Source organism: Jiella marina (assembly GCF_024359545.1).
Classification (GTDB): domain Bacteria; phylum Pseudomonadota; class Alphaproteobacteria; order Rhizobiales; family Rhizobiaceae; genus Jiella.
Genome location: NZ_JAKQZG010000010.1, coordinates 158,216 through 183,185 on the forward strand (window position 1 = coordinate 158,216; position 24,970 = coordinate 183,185).

The following is a 24,970-nucleotide window of genomic DNA, read 5'->3' on the forward strand; positions in this document are numbered from 1 at the left end:
GCTCAGCCGCAGGCGGCGATCGAAAAGCAGAATGATTCTATTTTTTCAGAAGGTCAAATTTTTTATCGTTTGGACAAATTTATGGGGCGACGAAGATGGAGGCCGTGCAGTTGTCGCGCCTCGCTGAAGGCGAGTCGCGATGCGGTCTCCCGACAGCCTTCGCCTCTCCGCATGGGAAAGGGACTTGACCGAAACAGCCGCGAGCGCGTCTGTCGACGAACCAATCAGGGGAGGAGACGACATGACGACGAACTGCTTCGAGACGCTCGATCCGCGCTTTCAACGCCTTTTCGTGCCGACGGCGCAACTGGACAGGCTCTACACGGGATGCCGCTGGGCCGAGGGGCCGGCCTATTTTCCCGCCGGACGCTACCTTGTCTGGTCCGACATCCCGAACGATCGTATGTTGCGGTATGACGAGTGCAGCGGCGCGGTCAGCGTGTTCCGTCAGCCGGCCGGCCACTCCAACGGCAATACGGTGGACCGCGCCGGGCGGCTGGTCACCTGCGAGCATGGCGGGAGGCGGGTTTCACGCACCGAAGTCGACGGGCGCGTGACGACGATCGCCGACAGCTACGAAGGCAAGCGGCTCAACAGTCCGAACGACGTCGTGGTGAAATCCGACGGCACGATCTGGTTCACCGATCCGACCTATGGCATCGACACGGATTATGAGGGCCACAAGGCCGAAAGCGAGCAGGGGGGCAGCTACGTCTTCCGCTATGATCCCCGCGATGACAGCCTCGCGATCGTCGCCGATGATTTCGTCAAGCCGAACGGCCTCGCCTTTTCGCTCGACGAGCGCACCCTCTACATCGTCGATACCGGCCGTACCCATCAGGAAGACGGGCCGCGCCACATTCGCCGTTTCGCAGTCACCGATGACAACACCCTTTCGGGCGGAGAAGTTTTCGCGGAATGCACCTGCGGGCTCTTCGACGGCTTTCGTCTCGACGATGCGGGGCGGATATGGACGAGCGCCGGCGACGGCGTTCATTGCTACGACCCGGACGGCACGCTGATCGGCAAGATCCTGGTCCCCGAGGTGGTCGCCAATGTCTGCTTCGGCGGGCCGAAGCGGAACTACCTCTATATCTGCGGGACCACATCGCTTTACGCCGTCCGGCTGGCGGTCAATGGTGCGAAGACGTTCTGATCCGCGCGCTGTAGATCGCGCTCGAAACTCGGAATGGTTGTAGGCGAAATATCCTATATTTTCGTCTTCTGGTTTCGTGTCGACAAGCCGTAGTGCTCGGCCTGGAGATCGACTCGCGTAACGCTATCGTAATCTTGATCGCTATCGCTCGGCCATCAGTCTTGAAAAATCATGCCGTCGCGCCCACGTAGGAAAATGTTCTCTAAAGGAGCATTAATCCATGGGCGCTGCGGCGCTTCGCACACTCATTGGCTGTATTTGCTGTCTTGTCATGGCGACGCCCTCCGGGGGCGCGATGGCGGGAGACAAGGGCTATCTGCGCGAGATCGCCGGTCCCGTGGCGGCCGACGTCGTCAAGGTGCGCGATGGCGATACGGTCGAGGTGGAGGCGCATGTCTGGCCGATGCATTCGGTCCATGTCGCCGTGCGTCTGCGCGGCATCGACGCGCCGGAAAAGCGCGGCCATTGTGAGGCTGAAAAGGCCGCCGCAGTACGCGCGGCCGCGCGCCTCACCGAACTTGTCGAGGGCGGCACGGTGCAACTCACCGAGATCGCCGGCGACAAGTACTACGGCCGCGTTCTGGCTCGGCTTTCGGTGCCCGGCCATGACGATCTTGGCGGGACGCTTCTCAAGGAAGGGCTCGTCGCCCCCTATGAGGGCGGCAAGCGCCGCGACTGGTGCAGCGATCAGGCCCTCCGCAGCGGCCTCGCTATAGGCCAAGCCGATCGCGGGTAGGCGGCGGGACTACTCCTTTTCCGGCACAGGGACGTTGAACCCGTTCAGCGTGACCGAGACGAGGCAGTAGAGGCCCACCAGATAGATCAGCTCGCTCGCGCCCTGTTGGCCAAAGGCCTTGACCGCCATGTTGTAGGTCGGCCGGGGGAGGATGCCGCCGCCATTGAGAAGCGCGTAGGCGACGTCATAGGCGATTTCTTCCTCGCCCTCGAGGCCGGTGGGCTTCACGCCAGCCACCAGCGTCGAAAGCCGCTCCTCGGTCATGCCCTCCTTCTCGGCGACGGCGACATGGGCATAGATCTCGTAGGCCGCGTTGAAATGGGCGCCGGTGACCAGGATCGCGATCTGGCGGACATTGTCCGGCAAGGTGGCGTTCATGGACATCGCCTTGGTCAGGTCCCAGATCGCGGACCCGATGGCCGGTGATTGCAGCCAGGGATTCCACGGACCCATCAGGGCGCCGTCTTCACGCACGGCCTCGAATGCGTTGAAATTGCTGGAAATCCCGGCCTTCATATCCTCATAGAGCGGCTTTTGCTCATCGCTGAGATCGGCGGGCTCGATCAGAGGCAGGCGCATGGCGGGTGATCCTCGTCTGGTGGTCGCTTCTGCTGCAATGCAGCAAGGCCTGTCATGGTTGCCTGCCCGCCGGGTTGATTTCCAGAGTGCGTGGGGCGGACGATGTCGAGCCCGACCACTTCAGCCGAACCCTCGATTGCGCGTCCTGCCGAAGCTGGATAAGCCTCCCGGCCATCGAGACTTCATTCGAACCCGGAGAGTTGCGGATGGCCCGCGCCGAGGACAAGCTTGCCGAACTCGTGCGCCATGTGGTCGCCGCCTTCGAGCCGAAGATCGCCGTCCGCCTGTGGAGCGGCGAGCGGCTCGGGCCCGAGACCGGTCCGGTGCTTTCGTTGAACGATCCGGCGGCGATCGCCGGGCTCGCGGTTCGCCCGAACATCGCCACCGCCGTCGGTCTCTGGATGTCCAAGGCGATCGACATCGAGAACGGCACGATCTTCGACCTGGCGGCGGCCCGGTCCGACATCCGCACCAATCAGGCTCTGAAGCGGATCGACAAATTGAAGATCGCCGGCGCTCTGCCCGCCCTTTACGGGCTCTCCCGCAAGGCGAGGAGGACCGGTCCGGCTTCCGGCGCGGATGCGACCGCCAGCGGGTCGTCGAAGGCGGCGATCCAGTTTCACTACGACGTGTCGAACGATTTCTACCGGCTCTTCCTCGACAGCCGCATGCTTTATTCCTGCGGCTATTTCGACGGTTGGCACGAGGACATCGACAAGGCGCAATTCGACAAGCTGGACATGATCTGCCGCAAGCTGCGGCTGAAGCAAGGCGAGCGCTTTCTCGACATCGGCTGCGGCTGGGGGGCGCTCCTCATCCATGCCGCGGAGAATTACGGCGTGACCGGGCAGGGCGTGACACTGAGCCAGGCGCAGTTCGATCTCGCACGCCAGCGCATTGCGGAAAAGGGTCTCGAAGACCGGATCACCGTCGAGCTCAAGCCTTTCGAGGAGCTGAACGGTCGGTTCGACAAGGTCGCCTCGATCGGCATGTTCGAGCATGTCGGCTGGGACAAGCACGACACCTACTTCAAGGCGGTGCGCAAACTCCTCGAGCCGGGCGGGCTCTATCTGCATCACGCCATCACCCGGCCGGCGAAAGAAACCGATCAAAAATTTCGCAAGGGAACGAAGGAATACCAGGCGATCATTCGCTACATCTTCCCCGGCGCCGAACTCGACCATATCGGCCATTCGGCGCAGTTCCTCGAGAAGCACCGCTTCGAAGTCCATGATGTGGAGAACTGGCGCGAGCATTACGCCCGCACCTGCCGACTGTGGCACGACCGGCTGCTCGCCCGTTTCGACGACGCGGCGGCGCTTGCGGGCGAAGAACGCGCCCGACTCTGGCTTCTCTATCTCGCCGGCGTCTCGCTCGGCTTCGAGCGCGGCGGCCTGCTCATCTATCAGACGCTCGCCTCGAAACGCGCCAAGGGGCCGAGCGGCCTGCCGCCGACGCGGCGGGATCTATATCGCTGAAACCTGAGAATGGACGGGAGGCGAGGGGTATGACCCCCCCCCGGCAAAACCAAAAGGCCGCTTCCCTGTTCAGGAAGCGGCCCCGTGATATTCGTCAGCCGGCGGTCGGAGAGACCGCATGCGGACTCAAAGATTCTGTCATGCGAAGCGAAGAGGCTGCTCCCCGCGACCACCCAGAATCACCGATCCAGCCGGCTTCAGACAATCACTCGACATTGGATCACCTCCTTTCGCTTCGTTGTACACGAGGAGGAGTATGGGGCGGAAAAAGTGGCAGTGCAAGAGGCTGCCAAAATTTTCGTCAGTTTTACACAAGCCTCTTCGTCTGCTGCATTTCTCGGCAGTCGCGCTCGAGGTGCGGCTTTGTCTCCGCTGGTGCAGCAGGGTCGATCAGAGGGCGACGTCGGCGCTTTCGCCGGGGCGCAAGGGCGCGAAGGCGGACGGCGCGATGTTCTGCTGGCGCAGAGCCTCTTGCAGCCGCTCCGCCGGCTCTTCGCGCGGTTCGTTGGTGAGCTGGAACGTGCCCCAGTGAATGCCGAGGGCGCGAGTGGCCCCAAGGTCGCGAAAGATGGCGACGGCCTCGTCGGGATCGACATGCTGCGGCGCCATGAACCAGCGTGGCTCGTAGGCGCCGATCGGAAGAAGGGCGAGGTCGGGGGCGCCGTGCGCCTCCCGGATCGCGCGGAAGATCCGGCCGTCGCCATAGCCGGTGTCACCGGCGAAATAGACCTGCAGGCGGGGCGTCTTGACGATGAAGCCGCACCAGAGCGCCATGCGCGTATCGCGCAGCCTTCGCCGCGACCAGTGATTGGCGGGCACGAGCACGATCGCCTGGCCATTGCTGAGCTCGACCGTCTCGCCCCAGTCGCGCGCGGCGACATTGAGCCCGGGGATGGCGGGGTAAAGGAGACGATCGTTGCCGAGCGCCGTGACGATCTTCGGGCGATCTCGATCGTGAAGCCGCCGCAGGGTCGCGACATCACAATGGTCGTAGTGATTGTGGGAGAGAAGCACGAGGTCGATCGGCGGAAGATCGGCGAAATGGATGCCGGGTGCCGCAACCCGTTTCGGTCCGGCGAAGGAGAGAGGGCTTGCCCGCTCCGACCAGATCGGATCGGTCAGAATGTTCAGGCCGTCCAGCTGCAGAAGCACGCTGGCATGGCCTGCCATGGTGACCCGGCCACCGGCGATACGCGGTTCCGGCTTAGCCGGCGTTACAGCGACATGGTCAGGCCACTTCGCCGGCTTCGGGCCGAAGCGCCAGCGCAGAAGCTCGCCGATGCCCCGTCGATCGTCCGGTGAACTGCCCGGATTGAAAAAGCGGGTGCCGTCGAAATGATCGGACACCGGGCCCGAGTAATAGGGGTTCTTCGCCATGATCGCCGTTGCCGGATCTGTCCGCAAGCCGGGACGCGGAAGACCGGATGCACGGCGCGCGCCAGCTTGCTCCGCGCCGCCGGGACGCAATTGTTCATGCGCCTTGTTCTAGGGCGTGTCGCGAAGGGTTCGACAGCGGGTTACCCGCGGCAAAGACGAGGCTGCCCGATCCCATCGGAATCCGGCAGCCTGATACCACGCGAAGACAAGGTTTCAACGACCCAAATGATGGGTCTCCTGCTTGCCGTAGACCGGCGTCGGGATGCCCTCCATTCGGGCTTTCAGCTGGAGCGCCAGATAGAGCGAGTAGTGGCGCGACTGGTGGAGATTGCCGCCGTGGAACCACAGATGCTCGATCTGGGTCGGCTTCCACATGTTGCGCTGTTCGCCCTCCCAGGGGCCAGGGTCCTTGGTCGTGTCGGAGCCGAGACCCCAGACCTTGCCGACTTTGTCGGCGGCCTCCTGGCCGACGAGGTCGGCCACCCAGCCGTTCATCGAGCCGTAGCCGGTGGCGTAGACGATGAGATCGGCGGGAAGCTCCGAACCGTCCTCGAATTTCACGCCGGTTTCGGTGATCTCGCTCACCTGGCCGGCCTTCAGCTTGATCTTGCCGTCGATGATCAGCTGCGAGGCGCCGACGTCGATATAGTAGCCGGAGCCGCGCCGGAGATATTTCATGAACAGGCCGGAATTGTCCGCACCCCAGTCGAGCTGGAAGCCGGCCTTCTCCAGCCCCTCATAGAAGGCTTTGTCCACCTCCCTGATCTTGTCATAGATCGGGATCTGGAACTCGTGCATGATCCGATAGGGGATCGAGGCGAAGATCATGTCCGCCTTGTGGGTGGTGATGCCGTTCTTCAGCGCGCGCTCGGAATAAAGATCGCCGAGGCCGTATTCCATCAGCGGGTCGGAGCGCACGATGTGCGTGGTCGAGCGCTGCACCATGGTGACGTCCGCGCCCGCTTCCCAGAGGGCGGCCGAGATGTCGTGCGCGGAATTGTTGGAGCCGATGACGACGACCTTCTTGTCCTTGTACGCGTCCGGACCGGGATGCTGCGAGGAATGGTGCTGTTCACCCTTGAAGCGGTCCATGCCGGGAAAGTTCGGGATGTTGGGCTTGCCCGACATGCCGGTGGCGAAGACCAGTTCCTTGGGGCGCAGCGTGACTTCCTCGCCATCCCGGTCGACGACCACTTCCCACTCGCCCTTCGCCTCGTCGTAACGGGCGCTCTTGGCGGTGGTCCGCGTCCAGTAGTTGAGCTCCATCACCCGCGTGTACATTTCCAGCCAGTCGCCGATCTTGTCCTTCGGCGAGAACACGGGCCAGTTCTTGGGGAAATCGATATAGGGCAGGTGGTCGTACCAGACCGGATCGTGCAGGCAGAGCGACTTGTAGCGCTTGCGCCAGGAATCGCCGGGCCGATCGTTCTTCTCGACGATGATCGTCGGAATGCCGAGCTGGCGAAGCCGCGCGCCGAGCCCGATGCCGCCCTGGCCGCCGCCGATGATCACCACATAGGGCTGGGTCTCATAGCCAAGGCTTTTCGCCTCCGCCTCGCGCTTTTCGAGCCAGCTCTGGCGGTTGGCGTCCTGGCCATGCTCGGCGCCCATCGGACGCCGCTCGCCCATCGGCTCTTCGAAGCCCTTGAGTTCCGTCATCGCAGTCAGGAACGTCCAGGCCTTGCCGTCCTTCAGCCGGAGCAGTCCTTCGCCGCGCGCCACCTCGGTGTCGAATGTGAACCAGGCGGTGACGATACCGCCGTCTTCGCTGGGCTCTTCGGATAGTTGGAAATTGCGCGGCTTCACCCCGCCGAGCACGGCGTTCAGCATGTCCGCGACGCCGTCGGGATTCTCCACCGTCTTGATGTTCCAGGTGAAACTGACGAGGTCGCGCCAGAAGCTCGTCGCGGCGAACATCGAGGCCGCCTTGTCGGCATCACCCGCGGCGAGCGCCGCCTCGAAATCTGACAGCCACGTTTCGGCCTGCTCACGCGCGGTATTCGCCGGCGCGGCGGCCGGCCGTTCCAAAGTCTCGCTCATCCATGTCCTCCCTCGGGCCGCCTTCTTGCTTCATTGGTCGGCTCCGAATTCAAACATTGTCAGAAGTCGAAAACTTTTGCCAGTCGCGACCGCCGGATGGCGGTCACCATGTCTTGCAGGGCAGCTTTTCGTAGGGAGATGGCGACTTGGCCAAGGTCACTTAGCGCGCTGGGTGGACGCTCAGCGGTCCTCGGGAAAGAAGGCCGGGCCGACAATCCGAATGCCTTCTGCCGTTCGTCGGATCTCGGAGCGCGCGATCTTCTCCTGTCCGTCCGACCGGTCGGGCCGCGCGGTGGGAATCGGGATATGTTGCAGGCGTAGTTCCGAGACCTCGTAGGTCTTCGCGTCGTCATTGCTTTGCGCGAGTGTAGGAGCAGTGGTCGCTACGAGAAGCGACAAGCAAGCACCAAATTGAAGAAAAGTCTTCATATCGGGAAATCTCCGAACCGCATCGTCGATGATGGTCATCGATCTGTTGGGATTGAGAATTTCCGGGACGGGAATTGGTTCCCGCCAAATCAATTCGGCAGGCGCATGTCAGTCTTGCTTTCTGAAAGCGCTGGTTCGCCTCGGCCCTTGAAAACCGGCGAGACGGGCGCGGCGAAAGCCGCCGGGAAAAAATCTGAAATATCGGGTGGGAGAGCCACCGCTCACCCATCCCCCTCTTGATGTCGAAACGGCGTGTCGCCGTAGAACCCCCGTTCGAACCCCTCGGGATCGAGCCTCTTAGAGGATGTCGATCTTCACCGGCGCGGTGCCGGAGTGGATCATGCCGATGCGCGAGGCGGCGGCGCGGGACAGGTCGATCACACGGCCACCATGGTAAGGACCGCGATCGTTGATGCGAACGACGACGGACTTGCCGTTGCGGCTGTTGGTGACGCGCACCTTGGTGCCGAAGGGAAGCGTCTTGTGAGCCGCCGTCATGGCGTTCATGTTGAAGCGCTCGCCATTGGCGGTGGTGCGGCCGTGAAAGCGCTTGCCGTAGTAGGAGGCGTTTCCGGAAGCGGCCTGCTTGGCGCCGGCGAAAGCCTCTGCGGAGACGATCGGTGCGGAGGTGAAAGCCGGGGCGGCGAGCAGAGCGGCCGCGAGGGCGATGGTCTTCGCGATGTTCATCTTTTTCCTTTGCTGCGTTGCGTGTTCGGCGAGCGGGTCATTCGTCAATCCATGTGTCGAAAGCGTGATCGGAAATCGGCGAGAGAAAGATTTTTTCGAGACGGCAGGAACTTTTTTACGATTCACTGCATGCGTCTGATCCAAAAGAGAAAATTTAGCTGCGAACTATTCGCTTTGCGACATGGTCGTCGCATATCGGCGTCTTGGCGGAGGATGCCGATGCGGGTTTCGGACGGCAATTGGCAGGCGCCTGGCAAGGGGCCCGCGAGGGATGCGCGGGCTGGCTCGCATGTCGGCGGGATCGTGTTTTCCCTTCAGCTTGTTGAGAATCCACGGCGCCTGCGTTTCCGCGGGCTGCATCCTGCGCTATCGATAGGCGAAAACTGGGAGGAAAAACGCAATGGAACGACCTTGGCTGGCGCACTACCCGGAGGGAGTCGACGCCCGTCTTCCCGAAACGTCATACCGCTCGCTCGCCGACATCTTCGAGGAGGCTTTCGCCAGCTATCGCGATCGACCGGCCTATTTCTTCATGGGCTTGACCATGAGCTTCGGCGAGTTCGACCGCCTGTCGCGGGATTTCGCGGCCTATCTCCAGTCGATCGGTTTGAAGAAGGGCGACCGGATCGGGCTGATGATGCCAAATGTCCCGCAATATCCCGTGGCGGTCGCAGGGGCGGCCCGCGCGGGGCTGACGATCGTCAACACCAACCCTCTCTACACGCCCGGCGAACTCACCCATCAGATGAAGGATTCGGGCGCCCGCGCCATCGTGGTTCTGGAGAACATGGCGGCGACGGTCGCTGCGGCGCGCGCCAAGACCGATCTCGAGCACGTGATCGTCACCACGATGGGCGACTGCCTTCCCCGACCCAAGCGCTGGATCGTCAATTTCGTCGTGCGCCGCGTCAAGAAGATGGTGCCCGCCTTCGACCTGCCGGATGCCATTCCGTTTTCCAAGGCCCTGGCGAAGGGCAAGGACCTGAAGCTTGCCCCGGTCACGGTCGCCCCGGAGGACGCTGCGGTCCTGCAATACACCGGCGGCACGACGGGCGTCTCCAAGGGCGCGATGCTGACCCATGCCAATATCGTGGCGAATGTCCTGCAATCGGAGATGTGGAACGAACCGGCCCTGCGCCAGCGGGCCGAAGGCGAACAGACGATCACGGTCTGCGCCCTGCCGATCTATCACGTCTTCGGCTTCACGGTGAACATGATGCTCTCGGTCCGCACCGGCGGTGCCAGCATCCTGATCCCCAATCCGCGCGACATTCCGGCGACTTTGGAGGCGATCAAGGGGTTTCGCTTCCACTCCTTTCCCGCCGTCAACACGCTGTTCAACGCCATTGCCCGGCATCCCGACGCCAAAACCGTCGACTGGTCGAGCCTGAAGTTGTCCGTCGGCGGTGGCATGGCGGTTCAGGCCGGCACCGCCGAGCGGTGGAAGGCCCTCACCGGTTGCGCGATCTGCGAGGGCTACGGCCTGACGGAAACCTCGCCCTCGGCCTGCTGCAATCCGACGAACTCCACCGAGTATACTGGCACGATCGGCGTTCCGATCCCCTCGACCGATCTCGCGATTCTCGACGAGGAAGGCCATCATCTGAAGCCGGGCGAGCCGGGGGAAGTGGCGATCCGCGGGCCGCAGGTCATGGCGGGCTACTGGAACCGGCCGAAGGACACCGCCGCGGTCATGGCGGCGGACGGCTTCTTCCGGACAGGCGACATCGGGGTGATGGACGAGACCGGCGTCTTCCGGATCGTCGACCGCAAGAAGGACATGATCAACGTCTCGGGCTTCAACGTCTATCCGAACGAGGTCGAGGACGTGGTGACGCAGATGCCGGGCGTTCTCGAAGCGGCGGCGATCGCCATTCCCGACGAAAATTCGGGCGAGGCGGTGAAGCTCTTCGTCGTGCGGGACGGCGAGGAGATTGGCGAAGACGACATCAAGGCCTATTGCCGGGAAAACCTCACCGGCTACAAGCGGCCGCGTGTGATCGTGTTTCGCGACGAGCTGCCGAAATCGGCCGTCGGCAAGGTTCTCCGGCGCGAATTGCGGGACTGAGTCTCGTCGGGTGACGGTGGCGGGCGCCGGTCAGCTCGCCCGCCGCTCCTTCGTCACCTTGCCCGTCGAGAACGTCTCGTCCAGTGCGTAGCCGGCGCCGCGGACGGTGCGGATCGGGTCGCGCTCGCGGCCGCGATTGATCGCCTTGCGCAGGCGACCGACATGGACGTCGACCGTACGCTCGTCCACATAGATGTCGCGGCCCCAGACCCCGTCGAGAAGCTGCTCGCGGGAAAAGACCCGGCCGGGCGCCTGCATGAAGAACTCCATCAGGCGGAATTCCGTCGGCCCCAGCTTGATCTCGCGACCGGCGCGGCGGACGCGGTGGGTCTCGCGATCGAGATCGATGTCACCCGCCGACAGGTGCGTGGCGATCTTCTCCGGCTTGGTGCGCCGAAGCATGGCCCGCACGCGGGCGACGAGTTCCGGCGTGGAAAAGGGTTTCACCACATAGTCGTCGGCCCCGACAGACAGGCCCCGTACACGCTCGGTCTCTTCGCCGCGGGCCGTCAGCATGATGATCGGCAGCCGCTCGGACTCCTCTCGCTGGCGCAGCCGGCGGCACAGTTCGACCCCGGAGAGGCCCGGCAGCATCCAGTCGAGGATGAGGAGGTCGGGCAGCTCTTCCTTCAGCCTGAGATCGGCCTCGTCGCCGCGGGCGATCACGTCGACCGCGTAGCCCTCCGCCTCGAGATTGTAGCGCAGGAGGACGCCGAGGGCCTCTTCATCCTCCACGACGGCGATGCGCGCGCTCATGTTCTTCAGTTCTCCATGCTGCCAGGCGGGGCCATCGTGACGTCGGTCTGGGCGATGGACGGCGTCTGGTCGTCCTTCGGCCGCTCCACCTCCATCTGTTCGCCGGTCTTGATGTAGTAGATGGTCTCGGCGATGTTCGTCGCGTGGTCGCCGATCCGCTCGATGTTCTTGGCCGTGAACAGCAGATGCGTACAGGCGGTGATGTTGCGCGGATCTTCCATCATGTAGGTGAGAAGCTCGCGGAAGATCGAGGTGTACATCGCATCGATGCCGTCGTCGCTGTCGCGCACGGCAAGCGCCCGCTTGTGGTCGCGGGTCCCATAGGCGTCGAGCACTTCCTTGAGCTGCACCAGGGCGAGTTCCGAGAGGTGCTCAATGCCGCGCACGAGCTGCATCGGCTGGGAATGCTCGTGGACCGCGATCACCCGCTTGGCGATGTTCTTGGCCAGATCCCCGATCCGTTCCAGATCGTTGGAAATGCGGATCGCGCCGACGATCTCGCGCAGGTCAATCGCCATGGGCTGACGCTTGGCGATGGTCTTGATGGCGCGCTCGTCGATCTCGCGCTGGGCGGCGTCGAGAAGGAGGTCGTCGGCCACCACCGACTGGGCCAGCCCCCAGTCGGAGCGCATGAGCGCGTTGACGGCCTGTTCGACCATCCGTTCGGCCTGTCCGCCCATCTCGGAGATCCGGCGGACGATGTATCTCAGTTCGTCCTCGTAGGAGGAGACGATATGCTCGGCCATGGGTTCGGCCTCCTTGGTCGTGGTGGCGCCCGCCGGATCAGCCGAAGCGGCCGGTGATGTAGTCCTGGGTGCGCTTGTCGTCGGGATTGGAGAACATCTTTTCGGTCGGACCGACTTCGGCGAGATCGCCCAGATGGAACATGGCCGTGATCTGCGACACGCGGGCGGCCTGCTGCATCGAATGGGTGACGATGACGATGGTGAAGTTCTCCCGCAATTCGTCGATCAACTCTTCCACGGTCGCGGTCGCGATCGGGTCGAGCGCGGAGCAGGGCTCGTCCATCAGGATGACTTCCGGCGAAACGGCGATCGCCCGGGCGATGCACAGGCGCTGCTGCTGTCCGCCTGAAAGGCCCGTTCCCGGCTCGTCGAGCCGGTCCTTCACCTCGTTGTAGAGGCCAGCCTTCTTGAGACTCGTGTGAACGATCTCGTCGAGTTCCTGCTTGTTGCGGGAGAGTCCATGAATCTTCGGGCCGTAGGCGACATTCTCGTAGATCGACTTGGGAAACGGGTTCGGCTTCTGAAACACCATGCCGACGCGGGCGCGCAGTTCGACCACGTCGATCGCCGGGTCGTAGATGTCCTCGCCGTCCAGGGTGATCTTGCCGCCGACGCTGGCCGAATCGATCGTGTCGTTCATGCGGTTGAGGCAGCGCAGATAGGTGGACTTGCCACAGCCCGACGGGCCGATCAGGGCCGTCACCTGGCGCTCGGGGATGTCGAGCGTGATCCCGTTCAGGGCCTGCTTCGACCCGTAGTGGACGGTCACGTCCTGGCTCTTCATCTTGATCGGCTTGGCGCTTTGCACGGCCTGCCCCCTGTTCAACGTCGCTTGTATGTTTTCCATCATAACCGACTCCTACCAGCGGCGTTCGAAGCGGCGGCGCAGAAAGATCGCCGTCAGGTTCATGATTGCAAGGAAGGCGAGAAGGATGATGATCGCGCCGGATGTCCGCTCGACGAAGGCGCGCTCGGCTTCGTTCGCCCACATGTAGATCTGGACGGGCAGGGCCGTGGCGGGATCCATCGGCGTCGACGGATAGTCCGCGACGAAGGCGACCATGCCGATCAGGAGCAGCGGAGCCGTCTCGCCGAGCGCCTGGGCGAGCCCGATGATCGTTCCCGTCAGGATGCCGGGTGCGGCGAGCGGCAGTACGTGGTGGAAGACCGTCTGGGTCTTCGAGGCCCCGACGCCGAGCGCTGCCCAGCGGATCGAGGGCGGAACCGCCCGCAGTGCCGCGCGCGTCGCGATGATGATCGTCGGCAGTGTCATCAGGGTCAGGACGAGGCCGCCGACCAGTGCGGCCGAGCGCGGCAGGCCGAACCAGTTGATGAAGACCGCAAGGCCCAGGAGACCGAAGACGATCGAAGGGACCGCCGCCAGATTGTTGATGTTCACCTCGATCAGATCGGTGAACTTGTTCTTCGGCGCGAACTCCTCGAGATAGATCGAAGCGGCGACGCCGATCGGCAGCGCAAGCGCGAGCACGATCAGCATCATGTAGAGCGAGCCGATGATCGCAACGCCCACGCCCGCCGTCTCGGCGCGCGAGGAGGCGCCGAAGGTGAAGAGGCCCGTGTTGAAGCGCTGCTCGATCGCGCCCTGTTCCTGCAGTGTCTCGATGTACTGGAGCTGCAGATCGCTGATCGGGCGCCGGTTTTCGGGCACCGCGAGGTCGTATTGTCCCTTGAGCGCACTGTCGAGTTCCGAACTCGCATAGAGCCAGACATCCTGGGTCGTCCCGATGATCGACAGATCGTTCAGGACCATGTCGCGCAGTTCGATGCGCACGCCGTCGGAAATCAGCGCGCCGACTGCCCGCATCGCATCGCGATCGGAGGTGTCGACGTCGAGAAGCTGGGCAAGGCCTTCGCGCGCGATCTGCGGATAGTTCGCCATCATCAGCTTGGTCTGGCTCTGGTTCGCCTGTTCCGGCGTGCCCAGGACCTCTTCCGAGAAGGTGATGGGAACCTGGATCTCGGTCTGCCAGAAGGCCGTGTAGCCCTTGGAGAATACGCTCCACAGAAGTGCGACGAGGAAGGCGAGGCCAATGGCGATGGCGATGATGCCATAGGCCTTGAACCGGCGTTCGGCCGCGTAGCGCTTCTTGATGCCGATGTCGCGGCGTTCCGGCCGGGCAGACGTTTCCGCGAGACCGTTGGCGGTCGTGTCGCTCATTCGTACTGCTCCTTGTATTTGCGCACGATGTAAAGCGCGTAGATGTTGAGGCAGAGCGTGATGACGAACAGCGTCATGCCGAGGGCGAAGGCGACCAGCGTCTGCGGCGAGTTGAACTCCAGGTCGCCGGTGAGCTGAGCCACGATCTTCACGGTGATCGTCGTCATGGCGTCGAAGGGGTTGATCGTCAGATTGGCGGCGACGCCGGCCGCCAGCACGACGATCATCGTCTCGCCGATCGCTCGCGAGGCGGTCAGAAGCAGCGCCGAGACGATGCCCGGCAGCGCGGCCGGCAGGATCACCCGCTTGATCGTCTCCGAGCGCGTGGCGCCGAGGCCGAGCGAGCCGTCCCGCAGTGAACGCGGGACCGAGGTGATGATGTCGTCCGACAGCGACGAGACGAAGGGGATCAGCATGATCGCCATCACCAGACCGGCGGTGAGCACGCTCTGGGCTTGGATGAAGCTCGTGTAGTCGCCGGTCACCAGCCCGGAGATCTGCGCCGAAAGATCGCGCAGGAACGGGCCGACGGTGACGAGGGCGAAGAAGCCGTAGACGATGGTCGGAATGCCCGCCAGCACCTCGAGCAGCGGTTTGACGACCGAGCGTGTCCTGCTGTCGGCATATTCGGCCATGTAGATCGCCGCAAACAGGCCGATGGGAACGGCGATCAGCATCGCGACGAAGCCGATATAGAGGGTGCCGGCGAGAAGCGGGATGAAGCCGAAGCTGCCAGCCGAGCCTTCCGATCCGGCGCCGGAGAAGCGCGGATTCCACTCGGTGCCGAAGAAGAACTCCATCGGCGAGATGCGCGAGAAGAAGTCGATCGTCTCGAACAGCATCGAAAACACGATGCCGACCGTCGTCATGATGGCGATGGAGGAGGCGGCGATCAGCGCGCCAGTCACGACACGCTCCACGCCATTGCGGGCGCGCAGACGCGGCGCGATGTTGCGATAGCCCCAGAACGCACCGCCGAGTGCCAGGAGGACGACGACCGCCGTCATCGCCCAGCGGCTGAAGATCTGCATGCCGTTCAGCTGGATCGCCAGCGGCACCATCCAGTCGGCGCTGGCCGAAGCGATCGGCACGCCGCGCTGGTTCAGAAGCTCGCGAAGCTCGGCGACCGGGGTTGCGTCGGTGATCGTCTCACGCTCGTCCGCGGGCAGGACGCGCAGGCCGGAACCAAGCGATTCGACAATCCCGTAGGCCAGATCCTCGGTCAGGCTGGTCTCGGCGAGAATTCCTTCGGGAAAACTGCCCCGGACGTCGCTTGCGATGACGATCGGCGAAACGACCAGCCAGACCATCAGCGCCAGGAGTGCCGGGATCATCGCCCAGCAAGCCACATAGGACGCGTGGTAGATCGGACGGGAATGAAGCTGGGCACCATCCTTGGCGGCGAGCGACCGGCTGTAACGATAGGCGAGGAAGGCGCCGGCCAGGCCGATGACGAGGACGAGGAAGATGATCGTGAGGGTCGACACGAGGAAAAACTTTCGCCGCAGAACGGGACTGTGAACAAGGCCGATGCCGTCTGCCGCGTTGCGGAAGGGGCAGTCGCGGTGTCATGGCCTTGCACGGCGAGTCCGCCGGCCGTCGTGGAACGGCCGGCGGAGGAGAGCTCTGGTTCAGAAACGAGACATTGCTGCTCGGTTCGAAAGCGGCTTACGAGCCGATCGTGACGCCGTTCTCGAAGTTCGAGATCTGCTCGTCGCGCTCTTCGGCCGGCAGCGGCACCAGGCCGTAGTCGACGGTCGGCGAACCGTCGCCGGTCATCTGCTCGGACAGGAAGAACTGGACGTATTCCGACAGGCCCGGAACGACGCCGAGATGGGCGCGCTTCACGTAGAAGAAGAGCGGACGCGAAACCGGATACTCGCCTGTCGCGATGGTCTCGGCCGACGGCGTGACGTCGTTGATGGTCGCGACCTTCAGCTTGTCCTGGTTCTGCTCGTAGAAGGCCAGGCCGAACACGCCGATCGCCTGCTTGTTGGCGTCGATGCGGGCCAGGGTCTCGGTGTAGTCGCCCGAGATCTCGGAAACGGCACCGCCGGTGCGAACGGACATGCAAGCTTCTTCAGCCCCGTCCTCGTCCATGCCGGAATCCATGAACGCCTGCATGGCGCCGGAGTCCTCGCAGCCCTGAAGCAGAAGCTTCTCTTCGAAGACTTCGCGCGTGCCGTGGTTGGAAGCCGGGATGAAGGCAACGATTTCCTGATCCGGGAGCGAAGAGTCGACGTCGCTCCAGCTGGTGTTCGGATTGTCGACGACATTGCCGTCCTGCGGAACCTGAGCGGCCATCGCCTTGAACACCATTTCCGGCGTCAGAGCGAAGTCGGGACCGGAAGCGTCCGAAGCGAAGACGATGCCGTCATAGCCGAACTTGACCTCGGAGATCTCGGTCACGCCAGCGTCGGCGCAAGCCTGGATCTCGCTGTCGCGGATGGCACGCGAGGCGTTGGCGACGTCGATGGTGTCAGGGCCGACGCCCTGGCAGAACTGCTTGAGGCCGGCGGAGGAACCGCCCGACTCGACGACCGGGGTCGGATAGTCCGGAAAGACTTCGCCGAAGTTCTCGGCGACGATCTGGGCGTAGGGCAGAACGGTGGACGAGCCAGCGACCTGGACCTGCTCGTTGCTCTGGGCCATCGCGGTGCCGCCGAGCATGGTGGCGGTGCCGAGCGCGAGGCCGGCGAGAAGCGTCTTGTTCACGGTGAAAGTCTCCCTGTGGAGTTTTGCGTTCGAACCAGCTCAGTTGCGCCGCCCGGTGCGGCTGCGGTTCGGGGGAATCCCTAACGACTTCGCAAGAACTCTCTATGACAAAAACATATCGCGTATATGACAGTTCAAGCCATTGAATCGAAAGGCAATTTCCGACTTTCGGCCGAATTTGTCTCCTGTCCGCCCGAAACGGGAAACCGGGCCGTGAAGACGGAACCCTGGCCGAGCGTCGATTCCACGATCAGGCGGCTCTTGTGGCGCAGGAGAATGTTGCGGACGATCGAAAGCCCGAGTCCCGTACCGCGCTTCGACCGGGAATTGCCCACATCGATCCGGTAGAATCGCTCGGTCAGTCGCGGCACGTGCTCGGCCGGGATGCCCGGCCCGAAATCGCGAACCGAGGCGTCGATCACCGCCTCGCCGCGTTCGCTCGCGCGCTTGACGGACAGTTCGATGCGTCCGCCCTCGGGCCCGTATTTGCAGGCGTTCTCGACGAGGTTCGAGAAGACCTGGATCAATTCGTCCTCATCACCCTCGACGATCGCGCTCGTCTCCGGCCCCTCGAAGATGAGCGCCACCCCGATCTCCTTGGCCACCGGCTCGATCTGCGAGGCCACCTTGTTCATGACGGTGACGAGATCTGCCTTGGTGTTCACCGGCACGTGCCGCTTCATCTCGACCCGCGAGAGGGACAGTAGGTCGTCGATCAGCCGCGACATGCGCATCGCCTGTTCGCGCATGATCGGGAGGAACTGTTCGCGCGCCTTCGGGTCGTCGCGGGCGGGGCCCTGCAGCGTCTCAATGAAGCCGGTCAGGGAGGCGAGTGGGGTTCTCAGCTCATGAGATGCGTTGGCGACGAAATCGGTGCGCATGCGCTCGACGCGGCGCTCGGCCGTGCGGTCGTGAAACAGGACGAGGAAGAAATGCGGCTTCTCGCCCTGAAAGGCCGGAATCGGCAGAATCTCCACGCCCCAGTGGCGTTCGACCGGCCGCTTTTCCTCCAGCGTCGCGGAATGGACCATGGCATCGGCCATGGCCGCCTCGATCGCCGAGAGGAGTTCCGGCGAGCGGAAGCGCAACGAGACGGCGTCGCCCAGCGCCATGTTGCCGAAGGCGATGGCCGAACTGGGGTTGCGGTAGCGGATCAGCATGTCTCGGTCGACGATCAGCGCGGGTTCTTGAAGCGCCTCGACGGCCGCCTTCATGCCGCGACCCGGCCAGACGGGGTCGGCAGGAGCGGGGGGCTCGGCCAGTCTCAACCGCTTCTGTCGCGAGGGCCAGTGGACCGTCAGCATCAGAACCATGAAGACCAGGACGCTGCCCGGGGTGGCCACGGGCCACGCCAGTGCCAGAGCCGTCAGCGATGCGGCCGCAACGATCGTCACCCGTTTTCTGCGCATGGCCTCGTCTGCTTCGCGGTGCTGCTGCGAATCGTTGCAGGCCGCTTTACCACCGGAATGTGAAGGATCGGACTCAAGGCCGCCGCGCGTCGCTACTGTCCGCTTGCGCCCTCGGCCCGCAACTGCACCCCGAAGAGGAGAATGTCCTGGCCATTCGCTCCCACCGCGGGATCGATGGCGATCTGCCCGCCGGCCACGGCCTCCGGGGGAAATTGCATCTGGAACAGGAAATTTTCTTCCGGCAACGAGGTCGTGAAGCGCTGCCGCCCGCAGACGGTTTCGCCGCCGAAGAGGCAGCGCAGGGCGAATTCTCGCGGCTGGCCATCAGGCGAGCCGACGATCAGTTCGCCATTGGCCGCCTGCCCCCCGAAGCGACGGGCGATATCGCCCGAGATTGGAAGCTGGACCTCGCCGCCGTCCGCGGGGGCCGAAATCCGGATCACGGTTCGCTCGCCGGTGCCTTCGGCGAGGGCGATCGTCCCCTCCTCATTGGCCAGTTCGCGAAATTCCTGTGGCGAATAGAGTGCCGTCCAGCCGCTTTCGGCCGCGACATCGGCGACAGACGCATCCACCCCGCTGCCGCCTTCGCTGATCGCGTCCTCGATCGAAAGCGCGCCCTGTTCGGCCGCCGGCTCCGCAGCCCGGTCGGGAGCGACCGAGGTGAAGAAGGGCAGTGCGATCCAGACGGCGGCACCGACCAGGAATGCGAGCAGGAGCAGGATCACCGCTGCGACGAGGGCGCGCCCTCCACGCGATTTCTTGCGCGTCTCCCGTGGGTCCGCTTCGGGCGCGTCTCCTTCATCCGGCGAAGGATCGAACTCGGCAGCCCTGTCGTCGGCGGCAAGCGTGCCGAGAGCAGGAGGGGCGCTGGTGGCTGAAGAGGGCGGCGAGGGATCGGTTTCGACGGGCACAGGTTCCGTCACGGGCACCGGCGTCCCGTCGTCGTCGGCGGACGAGGTCGTCCCAGCGAAATCGGCCTCGATGGCCTCGATGGCCGCAATCAGATCCCGTCGGTGGGCGTCGGCCGCAGCGCTGTCGGTATCGTTGGTCGCTTCGAGCTTGACGAGGGCGCGCTCGGCCGCCTCGTAGATCTGCAATCGAAAGTCGGGGTCTTGCGCATCCCCCTTCTCCAAGGCGCGCCGCAGACTCTTTTCGATCGCGCTTGCCAAGAACCAACGTCCCTCATCGTCACATACGCCGCAAGGCTGCGGCACTCGGACGCAAAGCCATGGTTTTCCACTATGTATCAGGCCGCTGTCGGCTTGCAATGGGGCGCCGCAGGGGTGCAGGAAAAGCCGATCGCACAGCCTTGCGGGTTTACGGCGGTCGGTTGCCGGCCATCTTTCGGCGCTGGCCTTCCTCGAACGACGGATCTGTCCGTGAGCATATTGATGTCCGACCCCCAGGGACCGCCGGTCCCCAACCGCATCGCGGCCCATGGCGTGATCGGCGACATGAAGACGATCGCTCTGGTCGCACAGGACGGGACGATCGACTTTTTTTCCTATCCCAGCGGGGACGGGCCGACGCTGTTCGCCGGCCTCCTCGATCCGAACAAGGGCGGCAACTTCGCCTTTCACGTGGTCGACGGCACCCAGGCCTATCGCCAGATCTATCTGCCCGACACCAATATCCTGATCAGCCGCTTTCTCGGCGACGACGGCATCGGCGAGATCTGCGACTACATGCCGATCGACGGGTCCGGACGGATCGTCCGGCGCGCCAAGGCGATCGTCAACCGCCAGAAATTCGCCTTGAGCGTGTCGCCGCGGCCCGATTATGCCCGGGTCGAGCCAAAGCTGCGCGCGGTCCAGGGCGGGGTCAAGGTCACCTGGACCAGCACGGAAGGCAAGGACGAGGCGGTCTATCTCTACGCTTCCTTCCCGCTTTCGATCGAAGGCACCGACATTGTCGGCGATACCGAACTGGAAGAGGGCGAGAAGTGCTGGGTGGTCCTGTGTCCGGGGTTCGTCGAGAACCTCCCGGTGGTCGATCGCTACGTCTCGCGATCGTTTCACGAGACCCGCGATTTCTGGCACAAATGGGTCAACCGCGGCACCTATCCGACCTTCTGGCGCGAACTGGTCGTACGTTCGGCGCTGACCCTGAAACTCCTCACCTCGTCGGAATACGGCTCGATCGCAGCCGCGGCCACCTTCGGTTTGCCGGAGGTCCTGGGCGGCGAGCGCAACTGGGACTATCGCTATTGCTGGGTCCGCGATGCCGCCTTCACGCTCTATGCCCTGTCGCGGCTCGGCTATTACGACGAAGCGGAAGCCTTCATCCACTTCCTGATGGAGCGCGCGGTCGAGACCGGCGAATCCGGCCTGCAGATCATGTATCGCATGGATGGCACGAACGAGATGCCCGAATGCGAACTCGACCATCTGGACGGTTATGACGGCTCGAAGCCGGTGCGCATCGGCAATGCCGCCTATCAGCAGCGCCAGATGGACATTTACGGCGAGTTCCTCGACGCGCTCTACATCTCGACCAAAGCACGCGGCAAGCCGGCCTATTCCGTCTGGACGAAGATCTCCCGCCTCATCGACTGGCTGTGCGGCAGTTGGCACCTGCCTGATCGCGGCATCTGGGAAAGCCGCGGCGAGCCGAAGGAGTATCTGTCGTCACGGCTGATGTGCTGGGTGGCCTTCGACCGGGCGCTCCGGATCGCCGAAGACCATTCGCTCCCCGCCGACATACTGCGCTGGCGTGCCGAGCGCGACGAGATCCAGCGGACCATCCTCGAGGAATACTGGAACCCCGACATCGGCGCCTTCACCCAGTTCAAGGGATCGACCTCTCTGGACGCGGTGGTTCTGTTGATGCCGCTGGTCAAGTTCATCAACCCGCGCGATCCCATGTGGACCTCCACCCTGAAGGCGGTGCGGTCCCATCTCGTGCGGGACTGCCTGGTCAAGCGCTACATCAACACGCAAGAGAACGACGACGGGCTCGAAGGCGAAGAAGGGGCCTTCACCATCTGCTCCTTCTGGTATGTCGAGGCGCTGGCCCGCACCGGCTACATTGCCGAAGCGCGGCTGTTGTTCGAGAAGCTCCATACCTACGGAAACCATCTCGGCCTGTTCGCGGAGGAACTCTCCTCGGCCGGCGATCATCTCGGCAATTTCCCGCAGGGCCTCACCCATCTTTCGCTGATCTCTGCAGCGATCTGGCTCGATCGATCGTTGAACGGAAACCGGAAGGATCCCGGCTATTTCGAGTTCAAGATGATGGAGGACCCCGATGGCATCTTCTGATTTGATGCGCCTTGACGGCCAGGTCGCCGTCGTGACCGGCGCGTCCTCGGGCATCGGACGCGCCTCGGCGATCGCGCTGGCCGAGGCCGGCGCCGACGTTGCCGTGAACTATCGAAGCAAGGACGAGGCGGCGAGGGAGGTCGTCGCGGAAATCGAGAAACGCGGCCGCAAGGGCGTGGCCATGCAGGCGGACATTTCGAAGGAGGACGACGTGCTCGCCCTCTTCGACGAGGCCGAGGAGACGCTGGGCCTTCCCGACATCGTCATGTCCAACGCGGGCATCCAGAGGGACGCCGCGATCGCCGATATGAGCTTCGACGACTGGAACGCGGTAATCTCGATCAATCTGGGGGGCGGCTTTCTCGTGGGCCGCGAAGCGATCCGGCGTTTCCGCAAGAAGGGGCTGCGCGAGTCGGTGAGCCGGTCCGTGGGAAAGCTCGTCTACGATTCCTCGGTGCACCAGCAGATCCCCTGGGCATTCCGCGCCAACTACGCTGCTGCCAAGGGCGGGATCGATCTGCTGATGCGCTCGCTGGCCCAGGAAGTGGCTCACGAGAAGATCCGGGTGAACTCTGTCGCACCGGGCGCCATCGCAACAGCGATCAATGCCGAGGCTCGGGAAGACGACAAGCAGGCGATCCTGGATCTCATCCCCTATGGCCGCATCGGCGATCCGGAAGACATCGGCCGGGTGGTGGCCTGGCTCGTCTCGGACGCGGCGGACTACATCGTCGGTCAGACGATTTTCGCTGATGGCGGAATGACCCTTTACCCGGGCTTCCGCGGCAATGGCTGACTTTCCGCGCTTCGGCTGTGCGCGCCGCGTCGCGGCTGCTATCTAGCGCTCGAAGAATGACGAGAATCAGGGGAGCATCGCCATGGCACTTGACGGGCGGGTCGCGATCGTCACCGGGGGCGCAAAGGGAATCGGCTATGCCGTGGCGCGGCGCTTTCTCCATGACGGGGCGAAGGTCGTCATCGCCGATGCCGACGAGAAGGCGGCCAATGCGGCGGCCTCCGATCTGGGCAATCTCGGCGACGTGATGCCGGTGATCTGCAACGTTGCCCAGCGGCTCGACGTGCACAACCTCCTCGCCAGCGCGCTCGACCGGTTCGGCGACGTGGACATTCTGGTGAACAATGCCGGTATCGTCCACAAGGCGAACTTCCTCGACCTCGACGAGGAAGACTTCACCAAGGTTCTCGACATCAATCTCAAGGGCTCCTTTCTCTGCGGCCAGGCGGTGGCGCGTCATCTGGTGGCGAAGGTGAAGAAGGGCGGCCCGGCCGGCGCCATCGTCAACATGTCGTCGGTCAATGCCGTCTTCGCGATTGCCGATCAGGTCGGTTATTCGGTCTCGAAGGGCGGCATCAACCAGCTCACCAAGGTCATGGCCCTGTCGCTGGCGCCGCACGGCATCCGAGTGAACGCGATCGGGCCCGGCTCGATCATGACCGATCTCCTGCGCGCCGTCGCCGAGGACGAAGAAGCCTCCCGGCGCATCCTGTCGCGCACCCCGCTGGGACGGATCGGCGATCCCAAGGAGATCGCCGCGATCGCGAGTTTCCTCGCTTCCGACGAGGCGAGCTACATCACCGGCCAGACGATCTATGCCGATGGCGGCCGACTGCCGCTGAACTATACGGTGAATGTGGCGCGCAACGAGGACGAGTGAGCCAGCGCAGTTGGCCTCGTCCCACTGAGGCAACGCCGTGATCTTCGGCGAGCCAAAGGGGAGGGCGCCGACCGCTCGACCGTTTGTCAGCGGCTGGCCGTGATGCCCAGGCACTGATCGCGATCGCCCACCTCGAAGGGTTTATGAGTCTGGCGGTGAAACTCTTTCGCCAGCCCGCGAGTTGCCCACCGACAGGGCCTTGCGCGGCAAGGCTGCAACCGCTATATCTGTCGAACCCTCCAAGATGAGCGTGGCAACTTTGCCTGCCGTCGCCTGAGGCCGAGACATGCTCCTCGGCACTGTTTTCCCGTATTTCTCCGAACAATCCTTAGCCGTGGAACCTCCCACGGACCTCAGCTCAAGAGCACCAGCCCCCGAATGAAACTTCAGGACCTGAAGAACAAGAGCGCACCCGAGCTTATCGCCTTCGCCGAGGAAAACGGCGTCGAGAACGCTTCGGTGCTGCGCAAGCAGGAATTGCTATTTGCGATTTTGAAGCGCCTCGCCGCCCAGGAAGTCGAGATCATCGGCGAGGGCGTGGTCGAGATCCTGCAGGACGGGTTTGCCTTCCTGCGCTCGCCGGAAGCCAATTATCTTCCCGGCCCGGACGACATCTACGTTTCGCCCTCGCAGATCCGCAAATTCCAGCTGAAGACCGGCGATACCGTCGAAGGCCCGATCCGCAGTCCCAAGGAAGGCGAGCGTTACTTCGCCCTCCTCAAGGTCAACACGATCAATTTCGACGATCCCGAGAAGATCCGCTACAAGAGCCACTTCGACAATCTGACGCCGCTTTATCCGAACGAGCGTTTCCGGATGGAGCTCGAGGATCCAACCTCGAAGAAGGATCTGTCGGCCCGCGTCATCGATCTCGTCGCCCCGCTCGGCAAGGGCCAGCGCGGCCTGATCGTCGCTCCGCCGCGCACGGGTAAGACCGTTCTCCTTCAGAACATCGCCCATTCGATCACCGCCAACCACCCCGAATGCTACCTCATCGTGCTGCTCATCGACGAGCGGCCCGAGGAAGTGACGGACATGCAGCGCTCGGTGCGCGGCGAGGTGGTGTCTTCCACCTTCGACGAGCCGGCGACGCGCCACGTTCAGGTGGCTGAGATGGTGATCGAAAAGGCCAAGCGCCTGGTCGAGCACGGCCGCGACGTGGTCATCCTTCTGGACTCCATCACCCGCCTCGGACGCGCCTACAACACAACCGTTCCCTCCTCCGGCAAGGTGCTGACCGGCGGTGTCGACGCCAACGCCCTGCAGCGCCCGAAGCGCTTCTTCGGCGCGGCGCGCAATATCGAGGAAGGCGGCTCGCTGACCATCATCGCAACGGCGCTGATCGATACCGGCTCGCGCATGGACGAGGTGATCTTCGAGGAGTTCAAGGGCACCGGCAACTCGGAAATCGTGCTCGACCGCAAGGTCGCCGACAAGCGCACCTTCCCGGCCATGGATATCCTCAAGTCCGGCACCCGCAAGGAAGACCTGCTCGTGCCGCGTCAGGAGCTTCAGAAGATCTTCGTTCTGCGTCGCATCCTGGCGCCGATGGGCACCACGGACGCGATCGAGTTCCTCAACGACAAACTCAAACAGACCAAATCGAACGCCGAGTTCTTCGACTCGATGAATACCTGATGGCGTCAAGCGGGTTCGGCTCTGGCCGAGCCCGCCCTTGC

The 24,970-nt window shown here is 63.7% G+C and carries 21 protein-coding genes; 8 read left to right on the forward strand and 13 right to left on the reverse strand.

The features are described 5' to 3' along the window. Window positions 1–241 precede the first annotated feature (241 nt). Both MF134_RS17120 and MF134_RS17125 read left to right on the forward strand, forming a co-directional pair. Window positions 242–1,156, forward strand: coding sequence for an SMP-30/gluconolactonase/LRE family protein (locus tag MF134_RS17120; RefSeq protein ID WP_255340685.1), 915 nt, complete (start codon window positions 242–244; stop codon window positions 1,154–1,156). A gap of 220 nt (window positions 1,157–1,376) precedes the next feature. Further along, complete coding sequence (locus tag MF134_RS17125) at window positions 1,377–1,892, forward strand: thermonuclease family protein (protein ID WP_255340686.1); 516 nt, start codon at window positions 1,377–1,379, stop codon at window positions 1,890–1,892. Between the two features lie 9 nt (window positions 1,893–1,901). On the opposite strand, the gene MF134_RS17130 is transcribed toward MF134_RS17125, so the two are convergent. After that, entirely contained in the window at window positions 1,902–2,471 is a 570-nt protein-coding gene (locus MF134_RS17130; RefSeq protein ID WP_255340687.1) for a carboxymuconolactone decarboxylase family protein, read from the reverse strand. A 206-nt stretch (window positions 2,472–2,677) separates the two neighbouring features. Between MF134_RS17130 and MF134_RS17135 the strand changes: the two genes are divergently transcribed. Beyond that, the gene (locus MF134_RS17135) at window positions 2,678–3,949 is read left to right on the forward strand and encodes an SAM-dependent methyltransferase (RefSeq protein WP_255340688.1); all 1,272 of its coding nucleotides are present in this window, start codon (window positions 2,678–2,680) and stop codon (window positions 3,947–3,949) included. Window positions 3,950–4,339: 390 nt separating this feature from the next. On the opposite strand, the gene MF134_RS17140 is transcribed toward MF134_RS17135, so the two are convergent. From MF134_RS17140 to MF134_RS17155, 4 genes are all read right to left on the reverse strand, one after another. Next, entirely contained in the window at window positions 4,340–5,326 is a 987-nt protein-coding gene (locus MF134_RS17140; protein ID WP_255340689.1) for an MBL fold metallo-hydrolase, read from the reverse strand. Between the two features lie 213 nt (window positions 5,327–5,539). Then, window positions 5,540–7,366, reverse strand: coding sequence for an NAD(P)/FAD-dependent oxidoreductase (locus MF134_RS17145; RefSeq protein WP_255340690.1), 1,827 nt, complete (start codon window positions 7,364–7,366; stop codon window positions 5,540–5,542). 180 nt (window positions 7,367–7,546) lie between these two features. Further along, complete coding sequence (locus tag MF134_RS17150) at window positions 7,547–7,834, reverse strand: hypothetical protein (protein ID WP_255340691.1); 288 nt, start codon at window positions 7,832–7,834, stop codon at window positions 7,547–7,549. A 258-nt stretch (window positions 7,835–8,092) separates the two neighbouring features. Next, a complete protein-coding gene (locus tag MF134_RS17155) occupies window positions 8,093–8,482 on the reverse strand; it encodes a septal ring lytic transglycosylase RlpA family protein (RefSeq protein WP_255340692.1) in 390 nt (129 codons plus the stop codon). A gap of 400 nt (window positions 8,483–8,882) precedes the next feature. On the opposite strand from MF134_RS17155, the gene MF134_RS17160 reads away from it, so the two are divergent. Continuing rightward, a complete protein-coding gene (locus tag MF134_RS17160) occupies window positions 8,883–10,550 on the forward strand; it encodes an AMP-binding protein (protein ID WP_255340693.1) in 1,668 nt (555 codons plus the stop codon). Window positions 10,551–10,580: 30 nt separating this feature from the next. Here the strand turns inward: MF134_RS17160 and phoB are convergent, their stop codons facing one another. The 8 genes from phoB to MF134_RS17200 form a co-directional block, all read right to left on the reverse strand. After that, on the reverse strand, window positions 10,581–11,306 hold the full coding sequence (phoB, locus tag MF134_RS17165) for a phosphate regulon transcriptional regulator PhoB (RefSeq protein WP_255340694.1): 726 nt from the start codon (window positions 11,304–11,306) through the stop codon (window positions 10,581–10,583). Between the two features lie 5 nt (window positions 11,307–11,311). Then, on the reverse strand, window positions 11,312–12,052 hold the full coding sequence (phoU, locus tag MF134_RS17170; protein WP_255340695.1) for a phosphate signaling complex protein PhoU: 741 nt from the start codon (window positions 12,050–12,052) through the stop codon (window positions 11,312–11,314). A gap of 37 nt (window positions 12,053–12,089) precedes the next feature. After that, window positions 12,090–12,899, reverse strand: a complete 810-nt coding sequence (pstB, locus tag MF134_RS17175) for a phosphate ABC transporter ATP-binding protein PstB (protein ID WP_255340696.1) — start codon at window positions 12,897–12,899, stop codon at window positions 12,090–12,092. A gap of 12 nt (window positions 12,900–12,911) precedes the next feature. Then, window positions 12,912–14,231 (reverse strand): phosphate ABC transporter permease PstA, encoded by a 1,320-nt coding sequence (gene pstA, locus MF134_RS17180; RefSeq protein WP_255340697.1) that lies wholly within the window; start codon window positions 14,229–14,231, stop codon window positions 12,912–12,914. Continuing rightward, entirely contained in the window at window positions 14,228–15,718 is a 1,491-nt protein-coding gene (pstC, locus tag MF134_RS17185) for a phosphate ABC transporter permease subunit PstC (RefSeq protein WP_255340698.1), read from the reverse strand. Before pstC ends, pstA begins: the two co-directional genes overlap by 4 nt. 181 nt (window positions 15,719–15,899) lie before the next feature. Next, window positions 15,900–16,946 carry a substrate-binding domain-containing protein gene (locus tag MF134_RS17190; RefSeq protein WP_255340699.1) on the reverse strand — a complete coding sequence of 349 codons (1,047 nt, stop codon included), beginning with the start codon at window positions 16,944–16,946 and terminating at the stop codon, window positions 15,900–15,902. 134 nt (window positions 16,947–17,080) lie between these two features. After that, window positions 17,081–18,355, reverse strand: a complete 1,275-nt coding sequence (locus MF134_RS17195; protein ID WP_255340700.1) for an ATP-binding protein — start codon at window positions 18,353–18,355, stop codon at window positions 17,081–17,083. A gap of 92 nt (window positions 18,356–18,447) precedes the next feature. Beyond that, window positions 18,448–19,524: a serine/threonine-protein kinase gene (locus MF134_RS17200; protein WP_255340701.1), complete on the reverse strand. Its 1,077-nt coding sequence runs from the start codon at window positions 19,522–19,524 to the stop codon at window positions 18,448–18,450. 222 nt (window positions 19,525–19,746) lie between these two features. Between MF134_RS17200 and MF134_RS17205 the strand changes: the two genes are divergently transcribed. The 4 genes from MF134_RS17205 to rho all read left to right on the forward strand — a co-directional run bounded on the left by MF134_RS17205 (window position 19,747) and on the right by rho (window position 24,929). Further along, the gene (locus MF134_RS17205) at window positions 19,747–21,615 is read left to right on the forward strand and encodes a glycoside hydrolase family 15 protein (RefSeq protein WP_255340702.1); all 1,869 of its coding nucleotides are present in this window, start codon (window positions 19,747–19,749) and stop codon (window positions 21,613–21,615) included. Continuing rightward, window positions 21,602–22,411, forward strand: a complete 810-nt coding sequence (locus tag MF134_RS17210; protein WP_255340703.1) for an SDR family oxidoreductase — start codon at window positions 21,602–21,604, stop codon at window positions 22,409–22,411. The genes MF134_RS17205 and MF134_RS17210 overlap by 14 nt, the downstream gene beginning before the upstream one ends. An 82-nt stretch (window positions 22,412–22,493) precedes the next feature. Next, the gene (locus MF134_RS17215; protein ID WP_255340704.1) at window positions 22,494–23,291 is read left to right on the forward strand and encodes an SDR family NAD(P)-dependent oxidoreductase; all 798 of its coding nucleotides are present in this window, start codon (window positions 22,494–22,496) and stop codon (window positions 23,289–23,291) included. A gap of 378 nt (window positions 23,292–23,669) precedes the next feature. Beyond that, a complete protein-coding gene (rho, locus tag MF134_RS17220) occupies window positions 23,670–24,929 on the forward strand; it encodes a transcription termination factor Rho (protein ID WP_255340705.1) in 1,260 nt (419 codons plus the stop codon). Window positions 24,930–24,970: the final 41 nt, after the last annotated feature.